Origin of the sequence: Streptomyces sp. NPDC048002 (assembly GCF_040653275.1) — a bacterium.
In the GTDB taxonomy this organism is placed as follows: Bacteria; Actinomycetota; Actinomycetes; order Streptomycetales; family Streptomycetaceae; genus Streptomyces.
The window spans coordinates 77,088-90,846 of the sequence record NZ_JBEZNL010000009.1; the positions used below are offsets into that span (position 1 = coordinate 77,088).

The window sequence follows — 13,759 nt, forward strand, 5'->3', positions numbered from 1 at the left end:
GGGGAGAGTTGACCCAAACGAAATCGAGGGATGGGGAAAACCCGCTATCCCCTTCCGGGGCGATCGCCGCGAACGGGGCAAGTCACCCGGAGGCCGTCAATCCTCCTTCGAGCGCGCGTAATGACGGGACGCCTTGGCCCGGTTGCCGCACGCGGCCATCGAGCACCAGCGCCGGGTGCCGTTGCGCGAGGTGTCGAAGAAGTGCAGGACGCAGGACTCGTGGGCGCAGGCCCGGATCCGGTCCGGCGCGGTGGACAGCAGCCGCAGGTAGTCGCGGGCGGCGAGCCAGGCCGGAGCCCAGGCGGGGGAGGGGAACTCGGGCACCTCGCCGGGTCCCTCGGCGGTGAGCGTGGCGCGGATCCGGCCGTGAGCGAGGACCGCGTCGACCCGGGGCGCCGCCTCCCCGGGCGGTCCGTCGACCGCCGCCCGCAGCGCGTCGCGGGCCGTCAGCAGGTGGCGCAGGGTGGCCGCGTCGGCGGCGCAGGTGCCGTCCAGGCCGTTGGAGGCGAGCCAGACGGCGAGGCCGCCGGTGTCGGCCAGCAGGTCCTGAAGGGTCCCGTCGCGCATCCACCGCGTGTTCAGCAGGTCCAGCGAGAGCGGCTCACCGGTGAGCGGACGGGGGTCGGGGACGGCGGACATGCGGGGCTCCCTTCGTGCTAACCGGTCAAGAGTACGTGACCGGTTGACGCACCCCTTTCTAACCTCTAATCTCGATGACAGAGGTTAGAAAATCAAACGTGCGGACCTGCCGACCTTGGAGCCAGACATGCCCCTGAGCACCGGCCACATCGGCCTGAACGTCACCGACCTGGACCGCTCGCTCGCCTTCTACCGGGACGTCCTCGGCTTCTCACCGCTGGCCGAGGGCAAGGAGGAGGACCGGCGGTACGTGTTCCTCGGCGACGGTGAGCAGCTCGTCCTCACCCTCTGGCAGCAGGCCGGCGAACCGTACGGCCCGGACCGCGCCGGCCTGCACCACCTCGCCTTCCGGGCCGACTCCGTCGAGCGGGTCCGCGCCTACGAGACGGCGCTGCGCGCGTACGGCGCCGAGTTCGCGTACGAAGGGGTCGTCGCCCACGCCGAGGGCGCCGGGTCCGGCGGCATCTTCTTCCACGACCCGGACGGCACCCGCCTGGAGATCTCGGTGCCCGACGGCGCCGAGGGCGCGCCGGCTCCCCATGAGTCGGCCCCGACCTGCGGGTTCTTCTAGTCATGGGCGTCTACCACGCGGGCTCGCTCGCCGTGCAGGAACGGCTCGGCGTACGCGACCTCGCCGACCATGTCGGCCGTTCCGTCGGGGCGGGCATCAAGCCGGTGGCCGCCGCGTTCCTGGAGCTCCAGCCCCTGCTGGTGGTCGGCGCCGCCGACCCGGCGACCGGCCGGGTGTGGGCCGCCGCCCTGTCCGGTGAGCCCGGGTTCGTCCGGGCCACCGGAACCCGGCAGGTCTCCGTCGCGGGAGGGGGTTCCCCGGCCGCCCCTCTCGCGGCGGCCCTCGCCACCGACGGCACCCCGGCCGGCGTCATCGCCCTCGACCCGCGCACCCGGCGCCGCATGCGGCTGGGCGGACGGATCAGGCCCACTCCCCGGGGGTTCGTGATCGAGGCGGACCGGGTCTTCGCCAACTGCCCCAAGTACCTCCAGCGCAGGGAGGGCTACGAGACACCGCCCGGCCGCACTCCGGGCGAGCCCGTCCGGGGCACCGAACTCACCGGGGAACAGGCCCGGTTCGTCACCGCCGCCGACACCTTCTTCCTGGCCAGCGTCCACGAGGGCGGAGCCGACGCCAGCCATCGCGGCGGCAACCCCGGCTTCCTGCGGGTCGATTCGCCGCACGAGCTGAGCTGGCGCGACTACCCGGGCAACTCCATGTTCCTCAGCCTCGGCAACCTCGCCGCCGACCCGCGCGCCGGGCTGCTCGTCCTCGACTGGACGTCCGGCACCGCCCTCCATCTCACCGGCGAGGCCCGGACCGAGTACACACCCGAACGCCGCGTCCGTTTCACCCTTTTCGAGGTGCTGGAGATCCCGGCGGCCGTCCCCCTGCGCTGGTCCCCTCCGGAGTACTCGCCCGCGAATCCGGAGCAGCCCTGAGCAGCCTCCGAAACACCTCTGAGCAGCCTCCGATACCCGCGAAGATGAACACGGAGTAGCCGTCCACCGGCCGCCCGAGGAGCGCTCAGAGGCGCCCAGGGTGGCCAAGATCCACGTACGGTGATCGGCGCTGCGCGTTGCCGCCTCGTTCACGCGCAGGTCATCCCCGGTGCCAACGATCCAGAGCGAGCGGGTCGTTCGCGACAGCGACGCCCGCGACCACTGCCGACGCGTCACGCACTCGGGGAGACCGCGCCATGTCGCGCATACGCTCTGTCGCCAGCTCCGCGCTGGGCGTCCACCGCCGTTCCGTCCTCGCCGCCGCCGGAGCGGTGTCCCTCTCCGCCGGTGTCGGCTACGCCCTGCGCCCCACCGACAGCCAGGCCGCCACCCCCGCCCCCGCCGGCACCCCGGCGACGGCCGCCGCGCAGGAGGCCCCGGTCGCCTCCTCCGGCCGTGCCCCCTTCCGGCCGCTCGCCCCCTACAGCCGCGGCACCACCCTCGCGTCCACCGCCGCCCCGCGCGGCACCTCCGGCTACCGCCGGCTCGCCAACGGACCGGGCTGGGGCCGCATCGTGCGCGGCGAACTGGCGGCGCCCAAGGCCGGCCGCGCGGACCGCCGTACGACGCTCGCCGCGTTCGTGCAGCTCACCGACCTGCACATCATCGACGCCCAGCACCCGATGCGCCTGGAGTTCCTGCGCTCCACCGACGTGCACGCCTGGCGGCCGCACGAGGCGCTCACCGTGCACGGTGCCGTCTCCCTGGTCGAGCGGGTCAACGCGCTGCGCGGCGGCCCCGTCACCGGCGCCCCGCTCCAGTTCGCCGTCACCACCGGCGACAACACCGACAACAACGCCCGTACCGAGCTGGACTGGTTCCTCACCGTGATGAGCGGGGGCCGCATCACCCCGAACTCCGGTGACCCGCGGCACTACGAGGGTGTCCTCAACAGCGGTCTGAAGCAGTACTGGCAGCCCGACTCCGCCGTCCGGGACGCCGACAAGCAGCGCGGCTTCCCCCACCTGGAGGGCTTCCTCGCCGCGGCGACCCGGGAGCTGCGCAGCCCCGGCCTGGACATCCCCTGGTACTCCACCGTCGGCAACCACGACGCGATGCCGCTGGGCTGCTACGCCAGTCACGGCGACACCTACCTCACCGACTTCGCCGTCGGCGGCAGGAAGCTGATGAGCCTGGACGCGACCGAGGCCAAGAAGCTCCGGCAGGCCCTGAAGAAGGCCCAGGACCCCGAGGGCGCGCAGCTCCGTGAGCTGCTCAAGGCCCACGCCCGCGACCTGCGCCCGGTCACCGCCGACGAACGGCGCGCCCCGTACACGCCGACCGAGTACATCAAGGCCCACCTCGACCCGGCGTACCAGGGTGTCGGCCCGGTCGGTCACGGCTACTCCTCGGCGAACCTCGACGCGGGAACCCAGTACTACAGCTTCCGCATCGCCGACGACGTCATCGGCATCAGCCTCGACACCACCGACGCCGGCGGCCACTACGAGGGCTCCATCGGCAGCGCCCAGCTGCGCTGGCTGGACGCGACGCTGCGGGACAACCCGGACTCCTACGCCGTCGTCTTCAGCCACCACACCAGCGAGACGATGGACAACACCCGCCGCGACCCGGCCCGGCCGAACGAGCGGCGCCACAACGGCCAGGAGGTCATCGCCCTCCTCGCGAGCCACCGCAACGTCCTGGCCTGGATCAACGGCCACATCCACCGCAACGCCATCACCCCCCACTCGGCGCCGGACGGCCGCTCCTTCTGGGAGATCTCCACCGCCTCGCACGTCGACTACCCCCAGCTCGCCCGCGTCGTCGAACTCGTCGACAACAAGGACGGCACGCTCTCGGTGTTCACCACCTGCGTGGAGGCCGCGGCCCCGCACCGCACGGACTTCACCGACCTCTCCCAGACCGGCCTCGCCGCCCTGTACCGCGAACTGTCCTACAACGCCCCCGGCGCCCGGACGGACCTCGCCGGCGCCCGCGCCGACCGGAACACCGAACTGGTCCTCAAGAAGGGCTGAAACTGGCCCAACCGGTCCACAAGCGCTCAACCTTCGTGAAACCTCGGCGAGTCTGCCTTCCCGACCGGCCCGAAGCACGGACGCTTCGGCGGACGAAGGGGGAAGACATGAGGACCACTCGAACGAGGGCGACGCTGGTGGCGGCGACGGCGGTACTGCTCTCGGCCGCCCTGGCGGGCCCCGCCGCCGCGGCGGCACCCGCCCGCGGCGACGGCGGCGGACACGGTGCCACCCGGGAGGCCGTACGGGCGGCGGTGAAGGACGGCGTGCCCGGGGTGACGGCCACCGCGCGGCAGGGCGGCCGCACCTGGACGGCGACCGCAGGCGTGGGCGACCTCCGCACGGGCGCGCCCCGCTCCGCGGACGACCGCTACCGCGTCGGCTCCATCACCAAGACGTTCGTCGCCACCGTCCTGCTCCAACTGGAGGCCGAGGGACGGCTGTCCCTGGACGACACCGTCGACACCTGGCTGCCCGGCCTGGTCCGCGGCAACGGCCACGACGGCCGCCGGATCACCGTCCGCCAGCTTCTCAACCACACCAGCGGCGTCTACAACTACACCGACGACGACACCTTCGTGACGACGTACATGGCCGCGGAGAACTTCTTCGAGCACCGCTACGACACCAAGGACCCGCGCGAACTCGTCACCCTCGCCATGACCCACGAACCGGCCTTCGCGCCGGGCACGTCCTGGTCGTACTCCAACACCAACTACGTCCTGGCCGGCCTGGTGATCGAGAAGGTCACCGGGCACGCGTACGGCGACGAGATCCGCGACCGCGTCCTCGAACCGCTCGGCCTGCGCGCCACCTCGGTCCCCGGGACCCGCGTCTCCGTCCCCGGTCCGAGCAGCCGCGCCTACTCCAAGCTCGCCCTCACCACCACCGGCCCGACCTACGACGTCACCCGGATCAGCCCCACCCTGGCCCACGCGGCCGGCGAGATGATCTCCGACTCGTCCGACCTCAACCGCTTCTACTCCGCCCTGCTCAAGGGCAGGCTGCTCCCCGCCGAGCAGCTCAAGGAGATGAAGACCACCGTGAAGGTCGAGGGCATCCCGAACGCCGGCTACGGCCTCGGTCTGATCGAACGCGAGCTGAGCTGCGGCACCAAGGTCTGGGGTCACGGCGGCGGCATCCACGGCTCGGTCTCGGAGGCGGTCACCACGGCGGACGGCCGCCACACCCTGTCCCTCAACTTCAACGGCGACTGGTCCGGCGACAGCGAGGCGATCGTGGAGGCGGAGTTCTGCGGCAGGCGGCCGTAGGGAGGCAGCCGTCGGGAGGCGGTCGTAGGGAGGCAGCCGTCGGGAGGCGGTCGTAGAGAGGCAGCCGTCGGGAGGTAGTCGTCGGGAGGTGGCCGTTCCCGTGTGACACGGGCGGAGGGGCCGCCCGGTCCCCTCCGCCAGGCGGCCCCTCCGCTTCCCACGGGTGCTTCCCCGATCCCCCTCCTACCGGGGCAGCACCACGACATACGCGGCCGGGTCCCGGTCGGCCGAGGCCATCAGGGCGGTGCGGACCACCGCCGCCTGCTGGTCCAGCGACTCCCGCAGCTTCCTCGGCGTGATGTGCACGACCGTGATGCCGAGCCGCTCCAGGTGCTCGCGCTTGCGCGCGTACTCCGTCCACTCGGAGTCGTCGTCCTGGCGGGGCGCCCTGGTGTCCAGTTCGACGGCGACCGCGTGCTCGGGCCAGTACGCGTCGAGGCCGCCGAGGTGCGGTCCGCCCGGCAGACGCAGGTCGACGTTCCACACCGGGGCGGGCAGCCCGTACTCGCGGACCATCGCGTACAGGCGGTCCTCCGCGATGGCGCGTCCCTCGGCCAGCAGCGAGTCCACCGCGTCCACCACGTGCGGCCGCCCCAGCAGCTTGGCCTGGTTCAACTCGCGCACCACCGAGGCCGGTTCGCAGTGGCCGCCGCGTACCGCCTCGGTGAGCAGCCGGCGTACCGCGCCCGCGTCCGAGAGCCCGGCGACCGCGTCGGCGAGGGCCCGCGCCACCGGGGCGACGGGCAGCCCCGTGACCTGCTCCGGCTCGGGCAGCGAGCCCGTGCGGACGATGCGCGCGCAGCCCGTCGAGCGGAGCCGGCGCAGCCGGGGGACCAGGACGTCGAGGGTGTCCAGCGCGGTGAGCGGCGGGGTCGACGAGAAGCCGTGCAGGGTCAGCGCCGCCAGACCGGTGATCATCGCCTCGGCGTGGGCGGGCCGGTGCGGGTCCGCGGCGGCGGGCTGCGGCGGCACCCCGGCCGCGCGCTCCCGGCCCGCGTACAGCAGTACCGCGGTCAGCCGCTCCTCGCCGGTCGGCGGGCCGGGGTGGAGCAGGTGGACACCCGGGAGGATCTGCTGCCAGGGCCCGCCCGCCCGGCACTGCGCGGCCGTCTCGGCGGCCGAGACTCCGTGCGCCCGCAGTTGCGCGGCCGTCAGGACCCGGCGCCGGACGTCGGCGAGCTGGTGGAGGGGGCGGGGGGAGATCGGGGTGTTGTGGTTCATGACCCGGACCTTCCCGGCCCCGGACCGCCCTTGAACCCCTGTTACACGCCCGTCGACCATTCCGGACAAGCTCGCCCTAAAGGACGGGTGTTCGGATGCCGAGTAGGCACGGAAAACCCCTGGTCCGTTCGGGTGGGACCAGGGGTTACGGCTGCTCTTGCCCGAATTCCGTAACGGTCACGGACGGACGAAGCGTTGGCCAAGGCTCATGCGTCGGCCGCCGCGTCGCACTCCTGCCCCCGCAGGGCCCGCGCCAGATCGTCCCGGGCCTCCAGGACCAGCCGGCGCAGTGCCGGGGCGGCGCCCTCGTGGGCGGCGAGCCAGGTGTCCGTCGCGTCCAGGGTCTCCCGGGACTCCTGGAGGGAGGGGAACAGGCCCTGCACCACGACCATGCCGATCTGGATGGACCGCTCCTCCCACAGCCGCTCGATCGCCGCGAAGTACTTCTGCGCGTACGGCGCCGTCAGCTCCCGCTGCGAGGGCCGGTCGAAGCCCGCGATGGTCGCCTCCACCAGCGCGTTGGACAGCTCCTCCGACTCCACCACCTGCGCCCAGGCCTGCGCCTTGACCGCGGCCTGCGGACGGGCGGCCAGGCAGCGCACCTGGTGGCGCTTGCCGGACGCGGTGTCGTCGCGGGCGAGTTCGGCGGCCAGCTCCTTCTCGCCGACCACGTCACGCGCGGCGAGCGCGTCCAGGAACACCCAGCGCAGCTCCTGGTCGACGGCCAGGCCCTCCAGGGTCTCCGTGCCGTCCAGCAGCGCGCCCAGCAGCTCGAAGTCGGCCGGCGCGTCGGCCACCCGGGCGAAGAACCGGGCCCACGCCAGCTGGTGCTCGCTGCCCGGTCCGGCCGCGTACAGCTCGCGTGCCGCGCCCTCGGCGAGCTGCCGGTCGGTCAGCTCCCGCCGGCCGGGCGCGGTGTAGTGCACGGCCGCCGACTCCGCCCAGACCTGCACCATCTGGAGCACGCCGATGTCGGACTCCCGCCCGGCGAACCGCAGGACCAGGTCGATGAAGTCCCGGGCGGGCAGCAGCGCGTCACGGGTCATGTTCCACAGCGCCGACCAGCACAGCGCCCGCGCGAGCGGATCGGTGATGTCGCCGAGGCCCTCGCGCAGCGCGGCCAGCGAGGTCTCGTCGAACCGGGTCTTGCAGTACGTCAGGTCGTCGTCGTTGACCAGCACCAGGTCCGGCGCCCCGACCCCGGCCAGCTCCGTCACGACCGAGCGCGGACCGTCGATGTCCACCTCCGCCCGCGCGTAGCGCCGCAGGGTGTCGCCGGTCCGGCGGTACAGGCCCACCGCGATCCGGTGCGGCCGCAGTTCGGGGTGCGACTCGGCGGCCTCCTGCACCACCGCCAGCTCCTCGATCGTGCCGTCCGGGGCCAGCAGCACCTGCGGGGTGAGGGAGTTGACGCCGGCGGTCTGAAGCCAGGACCGGGCCCAGGCCGCCATGTCCCGGCCGCTGGTCTCGCCGAGCACGGAGAGCAGGTCGCCGAGGCGGGTGTTGCCGTAGGCGTGGCGCTTGAAGTAGCGCCGGGCGCCCTCCAGGAAGGCGTCCTGGCCGACGTACGCGACCAGTTGCTTCAGGACGGAGGCGCCCTTGGCGTAGGTGATGCCGTCGAAGTTGAGCTTGGCGTCCTGGAGGTCGCGGATGTCGGCGGTGACCGGGTGCGTGGAGGGCAGCTGGTCGGCGCGGTAGGCCCACGCCTTGCGGCGGTTGGCGAAGGTGATCCAGCCGTCGGCGAAGCGGGTCGCGCCGACGGTCGCGAAGGACCCCATGAAGTCCGCGAAGGACTCCTTCAGCCACAGGTCGTCCCACCACTCCATGGTGACCAGGTCGCCGAACCACATGTGCGCCATCTCGTGCAGGATGACGTTGGCCCGCGCCTCGTAGGACGCCTGGGTCACCTTGCCGCGGAAGATGTACTCCTCGCGGAAGGTCACCAGGCCCGGGTTCTCCATCGCGCCGAGGTTGTACTCGGGCACGAACGCCTGGTCGTACTTGCCGAACGGATACGGGTAGTCGAAGTGGTCGTGGAAGAAGTCCAGGCCCTGCTTGGTCACCAGGAACACGTCGTCGGCGTCGAAGTGCGGCGCGAGCCCCTTGCGGCACATGGCGCCGAGCGGGATCTCCAGCGTCGTGCCGTCGTCGAAGGTCCGCGTGTAGGAGTCCGTGACGTAGTGGTACGGGCCCGCCACCACGCAGGTGATGTACGTCGAGATCGGCTTGGTCTCCGCGAACCGCCACACCCCGTCCGCGAGCCGGCCCTCGCCGTTGCTCCACACCGTCCAGCCCTCGGGGGCGCGCACCTCGAAGCGGAACGGCGCCTTGAGGTCCGGCTGTTCGAAGCAGGCGTGGACGCGACGCGAGTCGGCCGGCTCGTACTGGGTGTACAGGTACACCTCGCCGTCCTCGGGGTCGACGAAGCGGTGCATGCCCTCGCCGGTCCGGGAGTACGCGCACCGCGCGTCGACCACCAGCTCGTTGTCGGCGGCGAGGTCCTCCAGAGCGATCCGCGAGCCGTCGAAGACCGCGCCGGGGTCGAGGTCGCGGCCGTTGAGGGAGACCGCGGTCACGGCCGGGGCGATCAGGTCGACGAAGGTCGTGGCGCCCGGCTCGGCGCAGCGGAAGCGGATCGTGGTGACCGAGCGGAAGGTGCGCGGCCCGTCCGCGGGCCCCTCGCCGACGGCGGAGCGCAGGTCGAGGGACACGTCGTACCCGTCGACGGAGAGCAGAGCGGCCCGCTCCCGGGCCTCGTCGCGGGACAGGTTCTCACCGGGCACGGGTGACGCTCCTCACAGGGTGTTCAGTATGCGGACGGGCTGATCCTCCCACGGCCGGTGAATCGGCGGCAGCCGGGAATGAGGGAGGCGGCCACGGGTGTTGCCGATGTCAATCGACCGCATTCCTAGGAGAGCCATGACCGAGACCGCGACGACGTCCGCGAAGACCCCCGTCGACTTCTGGTTCGATCCGCTGTGCCCCTGGGCCTGGATGACCTCCCGTTGGGTGCTGGAAGTGGAGAAGGTCCGCGACATCGAGGTCCGCTGGCACATCATGAGCCTGGCCGTGCTGAACGAGCCGAAGCTGGACGAACTTCCCGAGGAGTACCGCGAGCTGCTGGAGACCAAGGCGTGGCAGCCGATCCGGGTGGTGACCGCGGCCTGGCAGAAGCACGGTTCGGACATCCTCGGCCCGCTGTACACCGCGCTCGGTACCCGGATCCACAACGAGGGCCAGGGGCCGACCCTCGACGCGGTCGCCGGCGCGCTGGCCGACGTCGGGCTGCCCGCCGACCTGATCGACTACTTCGACCAGAAGGACTTCGAGTTCGACGCCGAGCTGCGCGCCTCCCACAAGGAGGGCATCGACAAGGTCGGCCAGGAGGTCGGCACCCCGGTGATCGCGGTCCCCGGTGAGGACGGCGAGCAGATCGCCTTCTTCGGTCCGGTCGTCACCCCCGCGCCCAAGGGTGAGGAGGCCGCCCGCCTGTGGGACGGCACCCTCGCGGTCGCCTCGGTCCCCGGCTTCTACGAGATCAAGCGCACCCGCACCAAGGGCCCGGACTTCAGCAACCTCTGAGTCCGCCCGCCCGAGAGCGCGAAGAGCCCCCGCGAGTCACGTCCTCGCGGGGGCTCTTCGTCCTTCCGCCCACCCGCGCGAAGGTTGAGAAGACGATCACGAGGCGGGGCGCCCGGGTGCGACTCCGCCGCTTATTGCGACCAAGTTGCAATAGCAGGCTAGCAGCATTAAGGCCGAACGGAAGGGAGGGGCCGACAACGGCGCGAACGGGTGCTCGGAGTCGAGCACCCGTTCGCGCCGTTCATCGCTGCCCCCCGGTCCCCCGGTCCGCCGTGCGGCGGACCGGGGGACGGATCAGCCCTCGGCCGCCGCCCGCCGGCGCTGCCAGGCGTAGCCGACCGCCGCCAGGAACAGGGTCATTCCGCCGGTCGAGTAGAGCTGTACCCGAGTGTCCGGCTCACGGGCCATCAGCACGAAGATGGCCGCCATGCCGGCCAGCGCGACCCAGGTCAGCACCGGGAACGCCCACATCCGCACGGTCAGCTTCTCCGGGGCCTCCCGCTCCAGGCGGGCCCGCAGGCGCAGTTGGGAGACCGCGATGAAGATCCAGACGACCAGGATGACCGCGCCGATCATGTTCAGCAGCCACGGGAAGACGTCGTCCGGACGCCAGTAGCTGAGCAGCACGCAGGCGAAGCCGAAGACCGAGGAGGCCAGGACGGCGATCCGCGGCACGCCCGCGGCGACCCGGCCCAGCGCCTTCGGTCCCTGACCCCGCTGGACCAGCGAGTAGGCGATGCGCGAGGAGCCGTAGATGTTGGCGTTCATCGCCGACAGCAGCGCGACCAGGACGACCACGTTCATCAGCTGTCCGGCGCCCGGGATGCCGAGCTCGTCGAGGGCGGCGACGTACGGGCCCTTCTCCACGACCTCCGGGGAGTCCCAGGGGACGAGGGTCACGATGACCGCCATCGAGCCGATGTAGAACAGCGCGATGCGCCACATCGCGGTACGGACCGCGCTCGCCACGCCCTTGACCGGGTTCTCCGACTCGGCGGCGGCGATGGTCACCGTCTCCATGCCGCCGTACGCGAAGACCGAGGCCAGCAGGCCGATGATCAGGCCCTCGCTGCCGTTGGGCAGGAAGTCGGTCAGGTTCGAGGTGCCGGGGGAGTCCGTGCCGGGCAGCACACCGGCGACGGCCAGCACGCCCAGCCCGAGGAACAGCGTGATGGCGCCGACCTTGAGCGCGGCGAACCAGAACTCGAACTCACCGAAGTTCTTCACCGCGGCCAGGTTCGCGCCGCAGAACACCACCATGAACAGGGCGACCCAGGCCCACTCCGGCGTACCCGGCAGCCAGCCGGTGACGATCTTCGCGGCGCCTATGCCCTCCAGGCCGACCGCCGTGCAGAGCAGGACCCAGAAGGACCAGCCCGCGGTGAAACCGGCCCACGGGCCGATCGCCCGCTCGGCGTGCGCGGAGAAGGAACCCGACGAGGGATAGGCCGCCGACATCTCGCCCAGCATCCGCATCACCAGCATCACCAGGAGGCCGGAGAGGACGTAGGCGACGACGATCGAGGGGCCCGCGGCGGCGATACCGGCGCCGGAGCCCACGAACAGGCCGGCGCCGATGACACCGCCGAGGGCGATCATCGACAGATGGCGCTGCTTGAGGCCGTGGGAGAGGGAGACACCGTCCTGCTGCGGCGGTGTCTCGACTGTGGTGCTGGGCATGGGCGCGGCTCGTCCAATGCGTGAGGCGGGCAAAATCGCCCACAGTCTGGGTGCCGTGTCCGCTCAGGCGAAGGGGCTGCCCAGAATGCGGACAGGTACGGCACAGAGCGTACGGGGACCCTCACCCCGCCGAATTGGCGGAACCCTACAGAGCCTCCGGGACGCCCTTGGTGAGGTGCGCGTCCTCACCTCAGTGACCGGTATCACGTCGCACCGCGCGTAACCCCCGCCCTTTGTGCAGAGCCCACCAAGCCCACGTTCCGGCCTTTGTCGACCACTGACGGTGATCGGCTCCGGGCCCCTGGGATAGCGTCGCCGTGTCCCCACCCGCCCTCACCCTCGCGGAGTCCCCATGAGCACCGCCGCTGTCGCCGCCCCCACCCGCACCGGACAGGTCCTCGCCGACCTGCTCCCCGCCTCCCGTGTCCGGGACATCGCGCTCGTGGTCGGCGGCGCCGCGCTCACCGGACTCGCCGCCCAGATCGCCGTCACCGTGCCGGGCTCCCCGGTCCCGGTGACCGGCCAGACCTTCGCCGCGCTGCTCGTCGGCACCGCCCTCGGCGCCGGCCGGGGTGTCGCGGCGCTCGCCCTGTACGCCCTGGCGGGCCTCGCCGGGGTGCCGTGGTTCGCGGGCGGCAGCCACGGCATCGGGGTCTCCTTCGGCTACATCCTCGGCATGCTCCTCGCCTCCGCCGCCGTGGGCGCCCTGGCCCGCCGTGGCGCCGACCGCTCGATGCCGCGCATGGCCGGCACGATGCTGGTCGGCTCGGCGATCATCTACGCCGTCGGCGTCCCGTACCTGGCCCTGTCGGCCGGGATGTCCTTCTCCGCCGCCGTCGCGGCCGGCCTCACGCCGTTCCTCATCGGCGACGCCCTGAAGGCGGCCCTGGCGATGGGCCTGCTGCCCACCGCCTGGAAGCTGCTCGACAAGTAGCCCCCCGGAGGCCGCCTGTCCGGCGGCCCCGAACGAGAGGCTCGCCGGTCCGCCCCCGAAGGTCGGACCGGCGAGCCTCTTTCCGTCTCCGCGGGCGGTCTCAGCTCTCTCGGGCCGCCGGCCGCCGGAACTGCGTCCACCAGAGCCCGGCCGCTCCGGCCGCGATCAGCGCGGCCCCCGCCGCGCCCAGCGGCAGCGCGTCGCGCCGCCCGAGGGCGCCGGTCTCGGCCAGCTCGTCCCCTCCGGGCGCCACCGGCTGGTTGTCGGTGCCCAGCAGCAGCGGTGTCGCGGGGGCGTTCGGCGACGGGTTCGTCGTACCGAACGGCACCGGGCCCTGCTGCCAGTACGTCTTGTCACCCGACGCGGTCTGGACGGGCAGGCAGATCTTGCCCGTCTTGCTCAGGTCGTACGTCGCCTCGACGTCGTACGCTTTCGAGTCACCGGCCGCGAGATTGTCCACGGCACAGGCGAATCCGCTGTTCGACCCCTCCGGCAGATCGCCTTCGGCAATCTCTGAACAGCCCTGAACATCTGTGACCGTCAGGCCGTCGAATCCGACGACCAGAAGCCTGATCTCTCCGCTGTCCTCGGTCCCTTCGTTTTTCACGGTGGCGGTAATCGCCGTTTCCTGCGACTTGTTGTCGACGGAGATCTTCTCGGGCAGAGTCGTGGTCAGTTCCACTCCCGCCGGTGCCTCGTCGACGGCCTTTCCCCCCTTGCTGCTCTGAGGTCCCTGGTCATCCGCCGCGGCGGTGAAGGGAAGGATCATCACTGCCGAGAAGGATGCTGCAACCAGCGATCCCGCGATGGTCGTCGTACGACGAGAACTCATGTTCGTCCCCCTTGGCTGCGCCTGAATTCGCAGTACTTGAAGAGGTACCACAAGATTTCTCCGCACTATGCTGGTGTGGCCCGAAGTGTGACCATCGTGTTTCAAACGG

Annotated in this window: 11 protein-coding genes; 6 read left to right on the forward strand and 5 right to left on the reverse strand. The window is 71.8% G+C overall.

Features of this window, described 5'->3' with window-relative positions:
- Positions 1–96: 96 nt before the first annotated feature.
- A complete protein-coding gene (locus AB0E07_RS14660) occupies positions 97–639 on the reverse strand; it encodes a CGNR zinc finger domain-containing protein (RefSeq protein ID WP_362250470.1) in 543 nt (180 codons plus the stop codon).
- A gap of 127 nt (positions 640–766) precedes the next feature.
- On the opposite strand from AB0E07_RS14660, the gene AB0E07_RS14665 reads away from it, so the two are divergent.
- The 4 genes from AB0E07_RS14665 to AB0E07_RS14680 all read left to right on the forward strand — a co-directional run bounded on the left by AB0E07_RS14665 (position 767) and on the right by AB0E07_RS14680 (position 5,401).
- Positions 767–1,210 (forward strand): VOC family protein, encoded by a 444-nt coding sequence (locus AB0E07_RS14665; RefSeq protein ID WP_362250473.1) that lies wholly within the window; start codon positions 767–769, stop codon positions 1,208–1,210.
- A gap of 2 nt (positions 1,211–1,212) precedes the next feature.
- Entirely contained in the window at positions 1,213–2,091 is an 879-nt protein-coding gene (locus AB0E07_RS14670; RefSeq protein WP_362250476.1) for a pyridoxamine 5'-phosphate oxidase family protein, read from the forward strand.
- A gap of 257 nt (positions 2,092–2,348) precedes the next feature.
- Positions 2,349–4,130: a TIGR03767 family metallophosphoesterase gene (locus tag AB0E07_RS14675; protein WP_362250479.1), complete on the forward strand. Its 1,782-nt coding sequence runs from the start codon at positions 2,349–2,351 to the stop codon at positions 4,128–4,130.
- 107 nt (positions 4,131–4,237) lie between these two features.
- On the forward strand, positions 4,238–5,401 hold the full coding sequence (locus tag AB0E07_RS14680) for a serine hydrolase domain-containing protein (RefSeq protein WP_362250482.1): 1,164 nt from the start codon (positions 4,238–4,240) through the stop codon (positions 5,399–5,401).
- A 183-nt stretch (positions 5,402–5,584) separates the two neighbouring features.
- Here the strand turns inward: AB0E07_RS14680 and AB0E07_RS14685 are convergent, their stop codons facing one another.
- Positions 5,585–6,622, reverse strand: a complete 1,038-nt coding sequence (locus tag AB0E07_RS14685; RefSeq protein ID WP_362250485.1) for a hypothetical protein — start codon at positions 6,620–6,622, stop codon at positions 5,585–5,587.
- A 206-nt stretch (positions 6,623–6,828) separates the two neighbouring features.
- Entirely contained in the window at positions 6,829–9,405 is a 2,577-nt protein-coding gene (gene pepN / locus AB0E07_RS14690; RefSeq protein WP_362250488.1) for an aminopeptidase N, read from the reverse strand.
- A gap of 136 nt (positions 9,406–9,541) precedes the next feature.
- On the opposite strand from pepN, the gene AB0E07_RS14695 reads away from it, so the two are divergent.
- Positions 9,542–10,204 carry a DsbA family protein gene (locus AB0E07_RS14695; RefSeq protein WP_362250491.1) on the forward strand — a complete coding sequence of 221 codons (663 nt, stop codon included), beginning with the start codon at positions 9,542–9,544 and terminating at the stop codon, positions 10,202–10,204.
- Positions 10,205–10,498: 294 nt separating this feature from the next.
- Here AB0E07_RS14695 and AB0E07_RS14700 read toward each other — a convergent pair whose 3' ends face one another.
- Positions 10,499–11,884 (reverse strand): amino acid permease, encoded by a 1,386-nt coding sequence (locus AB0E07_RS14700; protein WP_362250494.1) that lies wholly within the window; start codon positions 11,882–11,884, stop codon positions 10,499–10,501.
- 352 nt (positions 11,885–12,236) lie between these two features.
- Here AB0E07_RS14700 and AB0E07_RS14705 point away from each other — a divergent pair, with 352 nt between their 5' ends.
- A complete protein-coding gene (locus tag AB0E07_RS14705) occupies positions 12,237–12,818 on the forward strand; it encodes a biotin transporter BioY (RefSeq protein WP_362250497.1) in 582 nt (193 codons plus the stop codon).
- A 100-nt stretch (positions 12,819–12,918) separates the two neighbouring features.
- Here AB0E07_RS14705 and AB0E07_RS14710 read toward each other — a convergent pair whose 3' ends face one another.
- A complete protein-coding gene (locus AB0E07_RS14710; protein ID WP_362250500.1) occupies positions 12,919–13,650 on the reverse strand; it encodes a hypothetical protein in 732 nt (243 codons plus the stop codon).
- Between the last annotated feature and the right edge of the window lie 109 nt (positions 13,651–13,759).

Bases quoted from the DNA above. Each gene is read 5' to 3' on its own strand.
- AB0E07_RS14660 (WP_362250470.1), bottom strand. From the start codon at position 639: ATGTCCGCCGTCCCCGACCCCCGTCCGCTCACCGGTGAGCCGCTCTCG.
- AB0E07_RS14665 (WP_362250473.1), top strand. From the start codon at position 767: ATGCCCCTGAGCACCGGCCACATCGGCCTGAACGTCACCGACCTGGAC.
- AB0E07_RS14670 (WP_362250476.1), top strand. From the start codon at position 1,213: ATGGGCGTCTACCACGCGGGCTCGCTCGCCGTGCAGGAACGGCTCGGC.
- AB0E07_RS14675 (WP_362250479.1), top strand. From the start codon at position 2,349: ATGTCGCGCATACGCTCTGTCGCCAGCTCCGCGCTGGGCGTCCACCGC.
- AB0E07_RS14680 (WP_362250482.1), top strand. From the start codon at position 4,238: ATGAGGACCACTCGAACGAGGGCGACGCTGGTGGCGGCGACGGCGGTA.
- AB0E07_RS14685 (WP_362250485.1), bottom strand. From the start codon at position 6,622: ATGAACCACAACACCCCGATCTCCCCCCGCCCCCTCCACCAGCTCGCC.
- AB0E07_RS14695 (WP_362250491.1), top strand. From the start codon at position 9,542: ATGACCGAGACCGCGACGACGTCCGCGAAGACCCCCGTCGACTTCTGG.
- AB0E07_RS14700 (WP_362250494.1), bottom strand. From the start codon at position 11,884: ATGCCCAGCACCACAGTCGAGACACCGCCGCAGCAGGACGGTGTCTCC.
- AB0E07_RS14705 (WP_362250497.1), top strand. From the start codon at position 12,237: ATGAGCACCGCCGCTGTCGCCGCCCCCACCCGCACCGGACAGGTCCTC.
- AB0E07_RS14710 (WP_362250500.1), bottom strand. From the start codon at position 13,650: ATGAGTTCTCGTCGTACGACGACCATCGCGGGATCGCTGGTTGCAGCA.